Source organism: Fibrobacter sp. UWB16, from assembly GCF_900215325.1.
Taxonomy (GTDB): Bacteria; Fibrobacterota; Fibrobacteria; order Fibrobacterales; family Fibrobacteraceae; genus Fibrobacter.
The window spans coordinates 307,390-322,612 of sequence record NZ_OCMS01000001.1; the positions used below are offsets into that span (position 1 = coordinate 307,390).

The window sequence follows — 15,223 nt, forward strand, 5'->3', positions numbered from 1 at the left end:
AAGGGACGCGCGATAAAACGCGCGTTTTTTATACCATAAACAAGGCAACAGCCAAGAAAACGAACACCGCACCGCTGAACCAGTTCAGATTGCGGTTCGCCTTCGGCGATGTCAAAAGGAACTTCTTCACTGTTCCTGCTAAAAGCGCAATGCTCCCAAATACAATCATCGTTGCCAAGATAAATTCACCGCCGAAAATGGCCATCTGCAAGCTCGGGTGGATTGGACGGTCCAAGCGCACCGCCGGCGGAATCAGCGAAAGCACAAAAAGAATCACCTTCGGGTTCGTGAGATTCATGATAATGCCACGCATGTAAAGGCTACGCGCACTTGTCATTCCCAGCCCCGACCGGGAATCTCCATCCATCTTAACAACGCCGGCTTTCACCCCGAAACTCTTGTACGCGAGATGGAGCAGATATGCCGCGCCAAGGCACTGGATGACGAAAAACGCCGTCGGGCTAGCCGCAATCAACGCCGAAACGCCCGCCACAAGCAGGCAAGTATGTATGGCAATTCCTGTGCAAAGCCCAAGAATAATGCAAAAACCAAGACGCGCCCCGTAGGTAGCGCTCTGGGCAAGCACAAAAAGGTTATCTGGTCCAGGAGCAATCCCAATGACAAGCGCAGCGATAAAAAATTCAAGCATTACAGTTTACTCAAGAAAGCGTCCACGTCGAGGTCTGCAAGGTCTTTTTGCAATGCGTCAAGTTCATCATCCGTAATTGAAGTGTGATTTTGCTCACGTTCGTCGGCACGTGCATTCGAGACATCGACAAGCTTTTTGAGTGCATTGGCCACCTCGCCAACCGTGCCATCCTGGCGCATCACGACGTTCAAAACCTTCGAAAGTTTTTCACGCAATTTCGAGAACTCTTCGCGGTCTAACTCAGATACTTCCCCATGATAGCACATCAAGGGGGTCTGGCATCTAGCACACGGAAACACCATCATATTCGAGAAGTCTCCGTCTATTTGGACCTTAAATTTTGTTCCGCAATGCGGGCATTCGATATCCATTTCACTCATATTCTAAAATCTAGAATTTTTTACAATTCCTAGCCAACATAACTACAATATTTTATCTTTACGGAGTCCATCTCGTTTTGTGAACCCGTTATTTTTATCTCATATTTCCTAACCACTGTTTACTAACCACTAATCACTAGTCAAACATGCTTTGCCACTGGCTATATCAAACAACAAACATTGACCTTTTTGACGGTCGTCTGTTCCGTGCGGGTGTTGCCGCCATGCTTTCCATCATCCTGGTGCTCTTCTTCATGCCGAAGTACATACGCTTCTTGCAGAGATTGGACGCCACGAGCGATTTCGACAAGGACGGAAAGACAAAATCTCCTCCGATTATGGGTGGCCTCCTCCTCGTGATTGTCGTTGAAATTGTTTCACTGCTCGTTTGCCAGATGAACGGCTACACCATCTCGACTCTCGTGATTTTGGCACTGTTCAGCGCCGTGGGCGCCACCGACGATATGGCCAAGGTCCGCGCCAAGCGCCTCGTGAACCAAGGCAAGCTCAAAGCCGCCGAATACATGGACAAGGCGGACGGCATTTCCAGCTCTCTTAGACTTTTCCTCTACTTCTTGTTTAGCTTTGTCGTCGCCGTTTTCTGCTACAAGTTTATCCCCGAACTCAAGGGCGATTTGACCATTCCGTTCTGCCCGATTGACGTATTCCAGATTCATCTTCCCAACTGGATTTTCGTTGCCTTCATGACGTTTGTCATCGCCGCATCCGCTAACGGTACAAACTTCACGGACGGTCTCGACAGCCTCGTTTCTGTACCAATCCTCACCAGCATGGTGTTCGTTGGACTCGTCGCTTACGTGAGTGGCAACTTCATCTTTAGCCAGTACTTGAGCGTGCCGTACCTCCCCGGCTGCGACGAACTCTTCCCGCTCGCCACCGCCATCGCAGGCGCACTGCTCGCATACCTGTGGTTCAATAGCCCTCCGGCTGAAATCTACATGGGTGACGCAGGTTCCGTCGGCTTCGGCGCAGCCATCGGCATCATGTTCATCTTGGTGCAGGCAGGACTCTTCCTCCCCATCGTATGCATCATCATCATCGCCGAAGCTTGCTCTGTTTTGATGCAAATTACATGGTTCAAGATTACCAAGAGAACGACCGGCACCGGCAAGCGCATTTTCCTTTGCGCCCCGCTCCACCACCACTACCAAAAGAAGTGGGACGGACGCTTCCCGAGCAAGCCGCTCATGAACTCCAAGATTGTGTGGCGCATGCACCTCGTGAGCATCTTCGCCCTCATCTTTAGCATGGTCGTGTTCTTCGGTATTAGATAGTATGCGGCTTCGCCGCAGTTACTAGTTATCAGTTAATAGTTACTAGGAAAGCCCCAACCGCAAATACAGAACTTGTCATGCCCGCCGGAGCCTGTGCTGAGCGCAGTCGAAGTAAGCGGGCATCTCCTTTTTATTATATTACATCGCATGAATATTATCGAAACTTTGAACGCAGCAGGTCAGCAAGAACTGGCCCAACATTTGGAATCCTTGACGGGTGATGCCCACGCAAATTTGGAACGCGATATTTTGAGCCAGGACTGGCAAGAACTCAAGGCTTTGCATGCCGAAAAATCCGCCGCCAGCTTGAGCGACAACGTTTCTGCCGACCTCACTCCGATGCCGTGGAAACTTGCAACAGACGATCTCCGTTACGACTTCTGGAAAGAAACAGGTGAAATTCTCCTCGGTCAAGGCAAAGTTGCCGCATTCCTCGTAGCAGGCGGTCAAGGTTCTCGTCTCGGTTTCGATGGTCCGAAGGGCATGTTCGATATCGGTCTCCCAAGCCACAAAAGTTTGTTCCAGTTGCAGGCCGAACGTTTGCGCAATTTGGGCGCCCGCGTGGGTCACGCCATCCCGTGGTGCATCATGACAAGCCCCCTGAACCACGAAGCGACGGTCAACTTTTTCAACGAAAACAATTTCTTTGGATTAAACCGCGAAGATATCCGATTCTTCCAGCAGGGAACGATTTGCGCCCTCACCGCAGACGGCAAGGCTGTCCGCGATGGCGAAGACCATTTGGCGCTTGTGCCCGATGGAAACGGCGGTTGCTTCCGCGCCCTCGCCCAGAGCGGAACGCTCGCTTGGCTTGTGGAACGCGGCGTGCAATACGTGTTCCTCTACAGCGTCGATAACGCCCTCTGCCGCATTTGCGACCCGGCATTCATTGGCGCCCTCGCCGAAAAAGGCACGATTCTCAGCGCATCGAAGGTCGTCCACAAGGCTGGTCCGAACGAAAAAGTCGGCATTTTCGCCTTCCAGAACAAGAAGCCAGGCGTTGTCGAATACAGCGACCTTCCGGAAAACTTCCGCGACATGACGAATGCAGATGGCAGCCTCACGTTCGATGGCGGCAACATCGCGATTCACTTGTTTAAAATCAGCGGACTTCGCAAGTTGCAGACAAGCAAACTTCCGTGGCATACCGCCCGCAAAACCGTTTGCGGCATCGAAAAGTGCTTCAAGTTTGAACAGTTCCTCTTTGACGCATTCCCGCAGCTCGGTTCCATGCTCCCGTTCGGCGTCGTGCGCGAAGAAGAATTCAGCCCGGTCAAGAACGCCGAAGGCAACGATTCTCCGAAGACGGCTCGCATCATGATTGGCAAGCTTCACCGCGAATGGCTCCGCAAGGCGCACGTCAAAATTGATGAGAAGAAGTTATACGAAATTTCGCCGACGATTAGCTACGCTGGCGAAGGCCTCAAGCAGAGCATCTTCGACCGCGAACTCGGAAGAAACATCCTGGAATTTGAAGAGGATTAACCAGGCGTCAGCCTGTCATTCCCGCGAAAGCGGGAATCTCCATTTCAGCAAAAGGAGATGCCCGACTAAATCGGGCATGACATTGTGAGAAAAACTTTATATAGAATTTTTCTACATACCTTATTATGTTTGCCGAACATATTCTATTCGGCATTTTTTGCAGTCGTTTTCCCGATTTACAAGGTTTTGCACAAGAAGCGCGCCTACGGGCGCGTTGAAAAGCACTTGGCAGCCGCAAAGGAATACGTTATACGGAAAAGCGACGATACAAACAAAATGCCGCGCAATATGAAAAGTCCGAACCCAGATGCGCTTGCAACAATAAATGCGCGCGACACATTCAAAGGCATTTTCTGGAATGCGCTTGAATCCTACCGCGGACTCGCACATATCAAAAGCGTTGAAAAGCGAATCGTGTACGAAAACGAACACATCATCCAGGGCGCCATCGCTGAATGTGCTAAACAAAACGCCCCCATCGCTGGCATCAGCATACACCAGGGTGCATTCGAACTTTTGCACCGCGCTCTTTGCCGCTACAGCGAACACGTACACCTCATTACAGATTCCGTCGGCGACATCGCATTCCGCGAAGTCCTCAAAGACCTCCGCAGCGACCCGCACCTGACCGAATATCATCCCGACGAAACAGGTTGCCTTATCCGCGAACTATTCCGCACTAAAGGCATTTTAGCGATGGTCATCGACCAAGGCAAGCATACCAAAGGGAACACAGTCTCGCTATTCGGTCGCCCCAGCACACTCTACTTGCGCCTCCCGCAAAAAATAAACGAGATGGGAGCAGGAATCGTCACATTCCGCACGTGGAGCGAAAAGAAGCGCATCGTCATCCGCTTCGAAAAATATTACCCGCCAAAGTACGACGTAACACACAAGCCACCGCACATCAACCAGAACACCATAAGCGCCCCAACATGCGGAACGCACGCAGGCTCAAGCGACGAACGCGCAAACGCAACAATCGACAACAGCCCGCTCGTCACGGGAATCGCGCGCGAAGTCGAAACGTGGATTGCCGAGCACCCCGAACAGTGGAGCTGGAATTACCACGGGAACTTCATTGCAACACTCTAAAAACAATGCCAAACGCAATGTCACCCCGATCTGTCATCCCGGACTCCGTTCCGGGATCGCCTTACACAGTTTGCATGAAGCTTTTTTTATATTTAGCGTCAAAAAGAGATTTACAATGCCTTTAAATGCCGAAGAAGAATTTCAGTTAGAGTGGATCAAGAACCACCAAATGGAAGACAAGGACGAACTTGCCGAAATCCAGGCCGAGGCTGAAGCCGAAGCAAGACCGCAACGCGCCACACGCGGCAAGAAAATGCGCCGCAATCCCGCCGCCTGGGAAATGCCGAACCCCGAAGATGAAATAGACCTTCACGGCCTTACCTCCGAAGAAGCAGCCGAAGCCGTTGAGCGTCGCATTGACGACCTTCTCATCGCAGGTCTCAGCGTTTTACGCGTGATTCACGGCGGAGGCAACCCGGAATACGGCAACGTCAAGCGCATCATCGACCGCAAAGTCCGTTCCGAATGGAAAAATCGAGTCGTTTTCTACAAGGTTGAACCCGACAACGCCGGTTCCAGCATCATGAAAATCGGCAAGCCGCGCCCGCAAGTTGCAAAAAAGAAGAAATAATGAAAAAAATTTCACTTTTTTTGCCCTTACCCCTTTAAAAGTCAATCGAAATTAACTATAATTGTGCGCGTCAACGACGAAGCGTCAAGACAAAAACAAAACGGAATATAGCTCAGCCTGGTAGAGCGCTTGCTTCGGGAGCAAGAGGTCGTGAGTTCGAATCTCGCTATTCCGATAAAAAGAGAACCACCCACAAGGGTGGTTTTCTTTTTATATCTGAAATTCTGCGAGATAAAGAACTCACGAAGTGAGTTCGACTAAATCGCCCCGAGAGCGAAGCGAACAATGGGCAATTTAGAGATTACGCCGCAAGGCGTAACCCGAAGGGTAAAATCCGAAACGCAGGTGAGGATTTTATCTTATCTCGCACCTACTGATTATAGCAAGACTGTTTCAACATCTCGCTATTCCGATCTCTCGCCTACCCACCGTCTTTCCGGATTCGGGCAATGGTCCTCATGACCGTCTGGCCAAACCCAAACTTCATCTGCAAAAGGACATGATTCGCACTTACCGCCAACAGCGCACTGGTCAGCACAATTCTTAAAAAACAAACTTCCTTCATGCTTCACATTCGAAGCAGAAAACTCTCCCGACCGGAACTCATTGCGCAAAGACTCTAGCAGCGCATCATCTAGCGCATACATTTCACGGAGCTCTTGCGAAGCGACGCTCAACAGCACCACTTTATTCCACTTAATCCTATCAATTCCAATCGCAGAAGCCCACGACACCAACTCCGGCACATCCTGCAAATTTTTCTTGTGCAGTGTCACTTGCAGCGAGACCGTCGCGACTCTCGATTTTGCAATTCCCGCGCATTTCGCGTTCACAGTCCTCGCGCAATCAACTTTCGTGCAACAAGCATCAACATCCGCGCAGTCAGCATCAGCATTCTCACGCAGTCTATCGCGCACCCGAACTAACTTTTCAACGTTCGCTTTCCAGCCATCAAACTGTTCCGATGCCAAATAGCTTACTTTGATATCGCGGCACGAAAGCAACAGAAGTTCCATCGCCGCATCACTTCCCCACTTTCCTGGGAATGTTCCGTTCGTTGTCAAATTCAACGGAAGCCCCATCGCACGACAAAGCTTCAGCAGTTCATCAAAATGAGAATAAAGTAGAGGTTCACCCATCGTCGAAGGGATTACTTCTCGTAACAAGCGTTTGCCCGAAGCATCCCGCTCCGCAGCATACTTTTCGATCGCCGCCCGTGCAACTTCGAAAGGCATTTCGCCCATGCCAAACGCGCGGCGCTCCTTATTACAATAAAAAAAGCGTTCCCTACCATTATCCGGCGGGCAATCCCCGTTACCATTCTCAGCACTCCGCGCATTACAATTATGCAAAGCCCGCTGGTTCAAAAAACACAGCGGACAACGCAAATTGCAGACGTCAGGATTTGTGAGAAGCGTAATGCGACGCATTTTCAGCGCGCCTTACTCCCTATGTTCTCTCAGGTACTTAATTGCAGCGAGACCCGCAATAGCGCCTTCGCCAACGGCAACAGCCACCTGGAGCGTACCACCCGTGCAGTCGCCTGCAGCAAAGAGTCCTGGAACAGTAGTCTGGAAATCCTTATCGAGCACAAGCTTTCCAGCATCGAACGCAGCGCCAGCTTTCAAAGCCAAATCCGTTGCATTCGCACTACCCATAGCCACAAACAAGCCGTCAAAATTGGCTTCAAGGCCATCGTCAAACTTCACGCCTTCAAATTGCCCAGCGCCCTTGAGCCCCGTAATCTTGCGGGTTTCAATCTTCACGCTTTCAGGGAATTTCGCTGTGAGCTCAGCACCGTTCGTCAAGAGCGTCACGCTGTTGACTACAGACAAAAGTTCAGTCGCTTCGTGCAACGCATACTCGCCCGAACCAAGCACTGCCACATCCTTTTTACGATAAAAGAAAGCATCGCAAACAGCGCAATAGCTCACGCCGTGGCCCTCCATCTCGGCCATTCCTGGGAGCGGAGTCTTTTTGCGGGCAGAGCCTGTTGCCATCACGCAAACCTTTCCGCGATACGTACCATTCAAGCCCGTCGCGACAAACCCAAAACCGTCAAACATGAGGTCCGTTACCTCATCATCCACGATTTGCGCACCAAGAGCAAGCGCCTGTTTCTTACCGACTTCGGCAAGTTCAGCTCCCGTGAGTGGTTTTTCAAGACCAAAATAATTTTCAATTTTGTGAGCCTTTGCAAGCGCGCCTACATCCTTACCCACAAGCTGAACCTCAAGTCCAGCACGAAGACCATAAAGGGCAGCCGAGACACCGGCCGGTCCATGCCCCAAAATCAATATATCAGCCATAATAACCTCAACATTAATATACGATTTTATTTATTTTAAAACACGTAATAATTAATGATTTTGGATACCAGGACGATGTTGCAACGCTACCCGACGCGAGATTTATTTGTTGAAGCTGGATATGGTCCCAATTTTGCGGACCAGCTTATTCAGAATGCCTATAGCAAACTTTTTGAGGGCGATCCGATCGACGAGCGCATCTATTTTGAAGCGTCCGACGATATGGCATACATCATCGACATTGGGCACGACGACATCCGTTCTGAAGGCATGAGCTATGGCATGTTCATTGCCGCGCTGACCGACCACGAAGTCACGTTCGACAAGCTCTGGAACTTTTCCAAGCGCTTTGTCCGCAACAACGATGGTCCGCACAAAGGGTATTTTTCATGGCAAGTCAACACGACCGACTTTTCCATGATGGACCCAGGCGCAGCTCCTGATAGCGAAGAATACTTTGCAGCAGCCCTCCTTATCGCTGCAAAGAGATTCAACCGCGAAGACCTCCTCAACGATGCCAAAGAGCTCATCCATGATATTAAGTACAAACCGCAGAACGAACTTGTAGGCCCGATTATCGATCCGGAACGCAAGCTCATCAAGTTCTCCCCCGTTCTCGGCAACGACTTTACCGACCCGAGCTACCACACGATGGCGTTCTACCGCATGTTCGCCGAAGCTACGAACGACGAATCCTGGCTTGAAGTCGCACAGGCAAGCATTGAATTTTTGCAGAAGGCGGCACACCCGGTCACCGGTCTTTGCGCTGACTATGCCGAATACGACGGCACTCCAAAGGCCATGCCCTGGTTCCCCGAAAGCAACAACTTTAGCGGAGACGCATGGCGCGTTGCGCTCAACTTGAGCCTCGACTATGCCATCTTCCACGGACACGAAAGCGAAAAAGAAATTTGCGAACGCATCTTGCACTTTTTCCAGAACTGCACGCCGTACCTTTCTGACTACTCCGTCGACGGAGGTCCGTACCCGCACCAAGGCAGAAACGCGACGCCGGGGCTTATCGCCATGAATGCCGCCGCAACGCAAGTACTCCCGTTCGATGACCCACGCATTACGCCGTTTGTCAGACGTCTTGCAGCGCTCTCCGTGCCCTATCGTTTTTGGCGTTACTATGACGGGATGTTGTACTTAATCGGATTACTCGCCACCGCGGGAAAAATCACACTCTAAGGAGGATCGTATGAAACTACCTGCCATCTTATTCATTGCGGCAAGCTCCATTGCTTTTACCGCCTGCGACGATGTTCGTGTTGAAAAATACCCGAACGGAAACGTCCGCTTCGAAGCCACCTATGTCAACGACAAGAAGGAAGGCATCGAAAAGGAATACTACGATGACGGTACGCTCAAGCGAGAATCCAATTACGTGAATGACCGCCGCGAAGGTGTGACCAAGGAATACTACAAGGACGGCACGCTCCAGACGGAACTCCCGTACGTGAACGGCTACGTCGAAGGAACGGTTATCCGTTACCACAAGAACGGCAAGGTTGCAACAAAGGCAGAATACAAGCAAAATAAGCAAGTTGCGTTCGGCGAAACATATAACGAAGACGGAAGCCCTGCTACAAGCGGAAGCTACAAGGATCCGCGTGACGGCATCTCCTATGAATGGATTGTCATTGGCGACCAGCTCTGGACTGCAGAAAACATGAACTTCGCCACCGCCTCCGGTGCAATTTGTTCACAATGTAACCACTGGGGACGTCTCTACGATTTCCAAAACGCACAAAAGGCTTGCCTCGAAGGATTCCATATGCCGAGCAAGGCCGAATGGCAAAAGCTCTTGAAAGTGGCCGGTAAAAAGCCGGGTGTCGCGCTCAAGGCAGGCTACGGTTGGGATCCGATCAAGCCGGAATCTCCGATTTTCGGAAACGGCAAGGACGAACTCGGATTCGGCGCAAAGGCAGGCGGCGCACACTTCGCCAAGAGCGATGTCGCTATAAAGGACCGCAAGTTTGACGAAGCGGGTAAAAAGGCATACTTCTGGACAAGCGAAGGCGATGTTCTCGTGTTCTTCCACGATAAGGATATCGCCAAGTTTGAAAAGTTCAATCCCGAATTCGGCGCAAGCCTCCGCTGCTTGAAAGACTAAAGAGCATTTTTCGCGATTTTATGCTACTAAAATCAATTTTTAGGCTTTTTTGTAGCATATTTTTTACTTTATCTACAATCGTTTCGTGTAAGAGTCTCTTTTTTGTGCTACAAAATTAGCATTTTAACGGTTTTAGTAGCACGAAAAGAACAGACAAACTCATATTTTAAGCCATTTTTGTTTAATTTATCCAAAATTCATGCTACTAAATTGAGATTTTTCAACATTTAGTAGCATATTTTTGATTTTTGGGTTTTATCAATTTGAAAAAAAACTAAAGCGTCGCATGCGCAGCAATCGTATAAATCGCAGTCACGTCCTTTGCCTTGAGCGGCACGAATCCCCAGCCGTCGCCCGGGTTCAGTTTTTCGACAAGCGTCGGGATATCTTCTTCCTTCGCGCCGAGCTCCGCAAAGTTAATCGGCATGCCGATGGAATGCAAGAATCGACGGAACGATTTGATGCCTTCGAGGGCGGTCGCTTTCGGGTTTTCAAAATTCATCTGGCAGCCAAATACACGTGTTGCCATCTGTGCAAAACGCATCACGTTATGGTCAACCACGTATTCCATCCACGCCGGCATAATAACTGCTAGCCCCGCGCCATGGGCGCAGTCATAAAGTCCCGAAAGTTCATGTTCAATCGCGTGACTGTTCCAGTCCTGACTGCGCCCACAGCCCACAAGGCCATTGTGGGCTACCGTACCCGCCCACATAATGTTCGCACGAGCCTCGTAATTGGCGGGTTCGGCCATGGCGCGCGGGCCTTCCTTAAGCATCGTGATGAGCAGCGCTTCGCAAAGGCGGTCCGTCGTCTCGACCTCGAGCGTATTCGTGAAGTATCGTTCAAACACATGAGCCATGATGTCGGTGATGCCGCAAGCCGTCTGATAAGCAGGCAACGTGCAGAGCAAAGCCGGATTCTGCACCGCAAACCTCGGACGAATCACATCAGCACCGATATCGCGCTTGAGCATTCCCTCTTCCTTTGTCACAACAGAATCGCCGCTGCCTTCGGAACCGGCGGCAGCAATCGTCTGCACCACGCCAATCGGGAGTGCCTTCGTGACCGGCAACTTTTTCGCATAAAAGTCCCAGAAATCGCCATCGTAAAGAGCTCCTACGGCAATGCCCTTCGAGCTATCAATGACGGAGCCACCGCCCACAGCAAGGATGAAATCAACATCGTTTGCACGCACCATTTCGATGCCCTTGTAAATCAAGGTATCACGCGGATTCGGCTTCACGCCACCGAGTTCCACAAATGAAACGCCCGCAGCGTTAAGCGATGCCTTCACGCGGTCAATCAAGCCGGAGCGCACCGCAGAGCCCCCACCGTAATGAATCAGCACCTTCGTGCCGCCATACTTTTTGACGAGTTCACCGCATTCGTTTTCGCGGTCCTTACCAAATACAAATTCTGTGGGGCTGTAGAAATTAAAGTTATCCATATTCCATCCTTATATTTTCCAACTAAAATACAAGAAAATCCCACCCAGCGGCAGGATTTTACCAAATTTTCTGTTCTCTAGAGGAAACATCTACTAAAATTTAAGCGAAACGCCTACGTGCGGAACAATCTGAAACCCAGAAAAGACATGATTGAGTTTATAATCAATTGTTTCAAAATTATCGTTGCGATAATTAAATTCTTTCGTTCTATTTCCAAAACCGAACAAATTCACAGTCACATCTACACCCGCATTAATTCCAAACCGTTCCGTAATTCGATACCCCAAAACAATATCGGCACCACCAACAAAATTAAACAGCAGCGTTGAATATTCGTCGGTGATATCCTCCATCTGATAAGTTTTCCCCAAGTATTTCATGTCACCACCCAAAATAGCATGTACCGCTAATATGAAATCATTTACAAACGGAGCATAGCCCAATCCAACTTTTGCATTCAAATCAAAACGAGAATCAATCTGATTCATATGGTCATACGGATCAAAATAAGAATATTTTTTGGATTCATTCACAGGGAAATTAATAAAACCAATTCCTGCTCCGACCTCAAAAGACAAACCATTTTGATAAACCAAATCACGAGTCCACTTCAATTGAAGTCCCATGATCATATCCATTTTTAAATCACGATCACGAGTAAAACTGCCATCATCGTATTCTAAATTGCTATACTGGGTCCACGTTCCGCCCCAATCCATCGGAAGCGCAATACTAAATGTATGGAAAACAATACGCTCCTTCTGTTTTTCATCACTTTGTGCAAAAGACATTAATGCCAAGAACATCACGACAACAAGCACATTTTTCATCAAATTGGACATTCCATTCTCCATCAAAAATTTATACGAAAAGATAGATAAAATATAACCAAAAACATCTTTGGATTCTTTGAAATCAAAAAATTCTCTGAATGACGAAAAAAAACTTCCCGAAGCATACCCGAGAAGTTTTAAAAAAGGAGATTCCCGATCAAGTCGGGAATGACAACTCTATAATTCCATTCTGCATTTTAGCATTGGGAAAAGGAGGGTCGTACCGTGAGCACAAAACGCCTCGTATTAACGAGGCGTGTGTGCGAGATAATCGGCTTCTTAAAGTTCTTATTAACTCTAGCCGATTAGGTCGTATATTCTGCGTTGATCTTCACGTAGCCATAGCTCAAGTCGCAAGTGAATGCGCTTGCAGAAGCCTGACCAATGTTCAACACGAGCGTTACTTTGTATTCACGCTGACGAACCACGGCATGCAGTGCAGCCGTCTGCTTTTCATCCAGCTGTACCGGACGGCCACCTTCGAGAACCTTGACTTCACCAAAGTAGAGGTCCGTGTGTTCGGCAACCATGTTGCAGCCGCTAGAACCAGCACTGCTAAGGATACGACCCCAGTTCGGGTCTTCACCGAACATGGCGCACTTGGCGAGGTTCGACGTACCGATGAAGCGAGCCATGCGGAGAGCTTCTTCGTGGCTTTCAGCCTTTTCAATGCGGAGTTCGATGAGCTTCGTTGCACCTTCACCGTCGCGGACAATGTCCTTGGCGAGGCTCTGCATCACGAGCGTCAAAGCTGCGCGGAATTCGCCCTGTTCGCTGAGGGAGAGGTCTTCGTACTTGATGCCGCTCATGCCGTTAGCGAGCATGATGCAAGTGTCGTTCGTGCTGGTGTCACCATCAACCGTAATTGCGTTGAAGGAGTCTGCGATGTTGGCACGGAATTCAGCAAAGAAGTCAATCGGCAAAGCAAGGTCTGTCGTGATGAACGCAAGCATCGTAGCCATGTTCGGGTGGATCATGCCAGAACCCTTGCAGGCGCCACCGATAGTCACCACACCCTTTTCGGTCTTGATTTCCACAGCGTGGCTCTTGAGAGCAAGGTCCGTCGTGAGGATAGCGCGGCCGAATTCTTCGGAAGCATCTTCATGGAGCTTTTCCACGAGCTTCGGGATACCGGCTTCGATCTTGTCCATCGGCATCAAGTGGCCAATCACGCCCGTGCTGCAAACAAGCACGCTCTTCGGCGTGAGCTTCAAGGCTTCTTCCGTGAGGACAGCCATGCGTTCAGCATCGGCATAACCCTTTTCGCCCGTGCAAGCGTTAGCGTTACCACTGTTCACGATCACAGCAGATGCAAAGTGGGCATGTTCCAAAGCGGCCTTGTCATAAAGGACCGGAGCGGCCTTCACCTTATTGGTGGTAAAAACGGCGAAGCAGCGGGCTGCCTTTTCGCTCTTGAGAAGAGCCATATCGGCATTGCCGCTGGCCTTGATTCCGGCGCAAATTCCAGATGCGGTAAAGCCCTTGGGGGAGCAAACGCCGCCTTTTTCCAACACAGTGTACATAGTATCTCCTAAAAAGAAGCTTTCTTTGCGATTCTGGGCTCGCAAAGCCCGTTAAAATTTTTACCTTATGGAGCATGGAAAAGATCATGTTTACACAAGAGGCTTACGACAAGCTCGTTAAGGACCTTGAAAATTTAAAAAATGTTGAACGTCCCCGCGTACTTCAAGAATTAGTTGATGCCCGTGCACAAGGCGATTTGAGCGAAAACGCTGAATACCATGCTGCCAAGGAGCGCCTTGCCTCTATTGACAACATCGAAATGCCGAAGCTCCAGGACCAACTCGCCCGCGCCCAGGTGATAGCATTTGATGCGAACTCCGATACCATCAAGTTCGGCGCCACCATCACGGCCAAGAACCTGAAGACCAAGCGCGAAATCGTGTACCAGCTCGTCTCTCCCGAAGAAGCAGACGCCCTCAACGGCAAGATCAGCTTCAAGAGCCCGATTGGTGCCGCCCTCATGGGCAAGAAGCGCGGCGATACGGTCGAAGTCGTAACGCCCAAGGGCAAGAACCAGTTCGAAATCATCGATTTCAAGTAATCCATGTTCGTAACGCTCATCGGCAAAGACCAGTTCAGCAAGGACAAGCGGATTGAAAAATTCCTGTCCGAGACTCTTGGCGACCGGATTTCAGATCCGATGGCCAAGCAGGTGCTGTACGCCACCGATACAAACATCGCCTCCATCTCCGATGTCATCATCGAAGCGTGCGATTCCGTGTCGATGTTCTCGCCTGAACAGGTCATCGTCGTACGCAAGGCCGAAGCCCTCAAGACCGACGACATGAAGGCTCTTGCCAAGTGGCTCCCCCACGCAGCAAGCGGCAAGTTGCTCTTCGATTTTGAAACACTTCTCGCCTCCAGCGAGCTCTACAAGGCTCTCGCAAAGGTAGGCAAGGTCGAAAAGTTCGACGTTCCGAAGCAATACGAAATGGCCGACTGGATTTCAGCCGTTGTCCCGACGCACTTTAACAAGGCGATTGAGCCTGCAGCATCGCAGTACCTCGCCGAAGCGCTCGGCAACGATACCAAGCTCGTGAGCGAAGAAGTCGAGAAAATTATCCTCTACGCTCCGGACTGCAAAAAGATTACGCTCGACCTCGTGAAAACGATGGTCGTCTCCCAGCGCGATATCCCGACCTATGAGATTGAAGGATTCTTCGGCATGCAGAATGCCAAGGCTTACGTCCAAAAGTTAAACGAGCTCTTGAACAGCGGCGTCGACGCCATCCGCATTTCGAACACGCTGTACAACTACGCACTCTCGCTTTTGAACTACGGCTCGCTTACTGCAAAAGGCGTCTCGCCCGAAGAAGCCGCTAAAAAGATCGGCAAGAACTACTACATGTTCGTGAAAAAAGGCCAAGCCGCCGAATGCTGCCGCCGTTGGCGTAAGCCACTCCTCGTGCGCGTATTGCGCCGCCTCGCCGACCTCAATTACGAAATCAAGAGTGGCAAGTGCCCGACCCGCATGAGCCAGGAACTCGCCCTCGCCGCACTCGTCGTGCGGTAAGC

Annotated in this window: 15 protein-coding genes and 1 tRNA gene; 9 read left to right on the top strand and 7 right to left on the bottom strand. The window is 50.2% G+C overall.

Annotated features, from left to right (window positions below):
- Nucleotides 1-28: 28 nt before the first annotated feature.
- Complete coding sequence (locus CRN95_RS01315) at nt 29-649, bottom strand: LysE family translocator (RefSeq protein ID WP_097019884.1); 621 nt, start codon at nt 647-649, stop codon at nt 29-31.
- Entirely contained in the window at nt 649-1,029 is a 381-nt protein-coding gene (locus CRN95_RS01320) for a hypothetical protein (RefSeq protein WP_097019885.1), read from the bottom strand. The genes CRN95_RS01315 and CRN95_RS01320 overlap by 1 nt, the downstream gene beginning before the upstream one ends.
- A gap of 146 nt (nt 1,030-1,175) precedes the next feature.
- Here CRN95_RS01320 and mraY point away from each other — a divergent pair, with 146 nt between their 5' ends.
- The 5 genes from mraY (at nt 1,176) to CRN95_RS01345 (ending at nt 5,650) form a co-directional block, all read left to right on the top strand.
- The gene (gene mraY / locus CRN95_RS01325) at nt 1,176-2,324 is read left to right on the top strand and encodes a phospho-N-acetylmuramoyl-pentapeptide-transferase (RefSeq protein ID WP_012820076.1); all 1,149 of its coding nucleotides are present in this window, start codon (nt 1,176-1,178) and stop codon (nt 2,322-2,324) included.
- Between the two features lie 147 nt (nt 2,325-2,471).
- Entirely contained in the window at nt 2,472-3,809 is a 1,338-nt protein-coding gene (locus CRN95_RS01330; protein ID WP_097019886.1) for a UTP--glucose-1-phosphate uridylyltransferase, read from the top strand.
- Between the two features lie 129 nt (nt 3,810-3,938).
- On the top strand, nt 3,939-4,904 hold the full coding sequence (locus CRN95_RS01335) for a lauroyl acyltransferase (protein WP_235002804.1): 966 nt from the start codon (nt 3,939-3,941) through the stop codon (nt 4,902-4,904).
- Between the two features lie 115 nt (nt 4,905-5,019).
- Nucleotides 5,020-5,475: a Smr/MutS family protein gene (locus CRN95_RS01340; RefSeq protein WP_088659807.1), complete on the top strand. Its 456-nt coding sequence runs from the start codon at nt 5,020-5,022 to the stop codon at nt 5,473-5,475.
- 101 nt (nt 5,476-5,576) lie between these two features.
- Nucleotides 5,577-5,650, top strand: a tRNA-Pro gene (locus tag CRN95_RS01345).
- Nucleotides 5,651-5,879: 229 nt separating this feature from the next.
- Here CRN95_RS01345 and CRN95_RS01350 read toward each other — a convergent pair.
- Nucleotides 5,880-6,719: a hypothetical protein gene (locus CRN95_RS01350; protein ID WP_097019888.1), complete on the bottom strand. Its 840-nt coding sequence runs from the start codon at nt 6,717-6,719 to the stop codon at nt 5,880-5,882.
- A gap of 198 nt (nt 6,720-6,917) precedes the next feature.
- Nucleotides 6,918-7,784, bottom strand: a complete 867-nt coding sequence (locus tag CRN95_RS01355) for an NAD(P)/FAD-dependent oxidoreductase (RefSeq protein WP_097019889.1) — start codon at nt 7,782-7,784, stop codon at nt 6,918-6,920.
- 60 nt (nt 7,785-7,844) lie between these two features.
- Between CRN95_RS01355 and CRN95_RS01360 the strand changes: the two genes are divergently transcribed.
- Nucleotides 7,845-8,975 carry a glycosyl hydrolase family 8 gene (locus CRN95_RS01360; protein ID WP_235002805.1) on the top strand — a complete coding sequence of 377 codons (1,131 nt, stop codon included), beginning with the start codon at nt 7,845-7,847 and terminating at the stop codon, nt 8,973-8,975.
- Between the two features lie 10 nt (nt 8,976-8,985).
- Nucleotides 8,986-9,900, top strand: coding sequence for an FISUMP domain-containing protein (locus CRN95_RS01365; protein ID WP_097019890.1), 915 nt, complete (start codon nt 8,986-8,988; stop codon nt 9,898-9,900).
- Nucleotides 9,901-10,174: 274 nt separating this feature from the next.
- Here the strand turns inward: CRN95_RS01365 and CRN95_RS01370 are convergent, their stop codons facing one another.
- From CRN95_RS01370 to argJ, 3 genes are all read right to left on the bottom strand, one after another.
- Nucleotides 10,175-11,350, bottom strand: a complete 1,176-nt coding sequence (locus CRN95_RS01370) for an iron-containing alcohol dehydrogenase (protein ID WP_097019891.1) — start codon at nt 11,348-11,350, stop codon at nt 10,175-10,177.
- A gap of 93 nt (nt 11,351-11,443) precedes the next feature.
- Nucleotides 11,444-12,193: a hypothetical protein gene (locus tag CRN95_RS01375; RefSeq protein WP_097019892.1), complete on the bottom strand. Its 750-nt coding sequence runs from the start codon at nt 12,191-12,193 to the stop codon at nt 11,444-11,446.
- A gap of 296 nt (nt 12,194-12,489) precedes the next feature.
- The gene (gene argJ / locus CRN95_RS01380) at nt 12,490-13,707 is read right to left on the bottom strand and encodes a bifunctional glutamate N-acetyltransferase/amino-acid acetyltransferase ArgJ (RefSeq protein WP_012820087.1); all 1,218 of its coding nucleotides are present in this window, start codon (nt 13,705-13,707) and stop codon (nt 12,490-12,492) included.
- Nucleotides 13,708-13,781: 74 nt separating this feature from the next.
- Here argJ and greA point away from each other — a divergent pair, with 74 nt between their 5' ends.
- Nucleotides 13,782-14,249 carry a transcription elongation factor GreA gene (gene greA, locus CRN95_RS01385; protein WP_014545276.1) on the top strand — a complete coding sequence of 156 codons (468 nt, stop codon included), beginning with the start codon at nt 13,782-13,784 and terminating at the stop codon, nt 14,247-14,249.
- 3 nt (nt 14,250-14,252) lie between these two features.
- Complete coding sequence (holA, locus tag CRN95_RS01390; protein WP_088630233.1) at nt 14,253-15,221, top strand: DNA polymerase III subunit delta; 969 nt, start codon at nt 14,253-14,255, stop codon at nt 15,219-15,221.
- The last annotated feature ends 2 nt before the right edge of the window (nt 15,222-15,223 follow it).

Excerpts from the sequence above, each read along its gene's own strand:
- CRN95_RS01320 (WP_097019885.1), bottom strand. The coding sequence starts at position 1,029 with ATGAGTGAAATGGATATCGAATGCCCGCATTGCGGAACAAAATTTAAG.
- CRN95_RS01315 (WP_097019884.1), bottom strand. The coding sequence starts at position 649 with ATGCTTGAATTTTTTATCGCTGCGCTTGTCATTGGGATTGCTCCTGGA.
- CRN95_RS01370 (WP_097019891.1), bottom strand. The coding sequence starts at position 11,350 with ATGGATAACTTTAATTTCTACAGCCCCACAGAATTTGTATTTGGTAAG.
- CRN95_RS01330 (WP_097019886.1), top strand. The coding sequence starts at position 2,472 with ATGAATATTATCGAAACTTTGAACGCAGCAGGTCAGCAAGAACTGGCC.
- holA (WP_088630233.1), top strand. The coding sequence starts at position 14,253 with ATGTTCGTAACGCTCATCGGCAAAGACCAGTTCAGCAAGGACAAGCGG.
- CRN95_RS01355 (WP_097019889.1), bottom strand. The coding sequence starts at position 7,784 with ATGGCTGATATATTGATTTTGGGGCATGGACCGGCCGGTGTCTCGGCT.
- CRN95_RS01340 (WP_088659807.1), top strand. The coding sequence starts at position 5,020 with ATGCCTTTAAATGCCGAAGAAGAATTTCAGTTAGAGTGGATCAAGAAC.
- CRN95_RS01350 (WP_097019888.1), bottom strand. The coding sequence starts at position 6,719 with ATGGGCGAAATGCCTTTCGAAGTTGCACGGGCGGCGATCGAAAAGTAT.
- greA (WP_014545276.1), top strand. The coding sequence starts at position 13,782 with ATGGAAAAGATCATGTTTACACAAGAGGCTTACGACAAGCTCGTTAAG.
- CRN95_RS01375 (WP_097019892.1), bottom strand. The coding sequence starts at position 12,193 with ATGTCCAATTTGATGAAAAATGTGCTTGTTGTCGTGATGTTCTTGGCA.
- mraY (WP_012820076.1), top strand. The coding sequence starts at position 1,176 with ATGCTTTGCCACTGGCTATATCAAACAACAAACATTGACCTTTTTGAC.
- CRN95_RS01365 (WP_097019890.1), top strand. The coding sequence starts at position 8,986 with ATGAAACTACCTGCCATCTTATTCATTGCGGCAAGCTCCATTGCTTTT.
- argJ (WP_012820087.1), bottom strand. The coding sequence starts at position 13,707 with ATGTACACTGTGTTGGAAAAAGGCGGCGTTTGCTCCCCCAAGGGCTTT.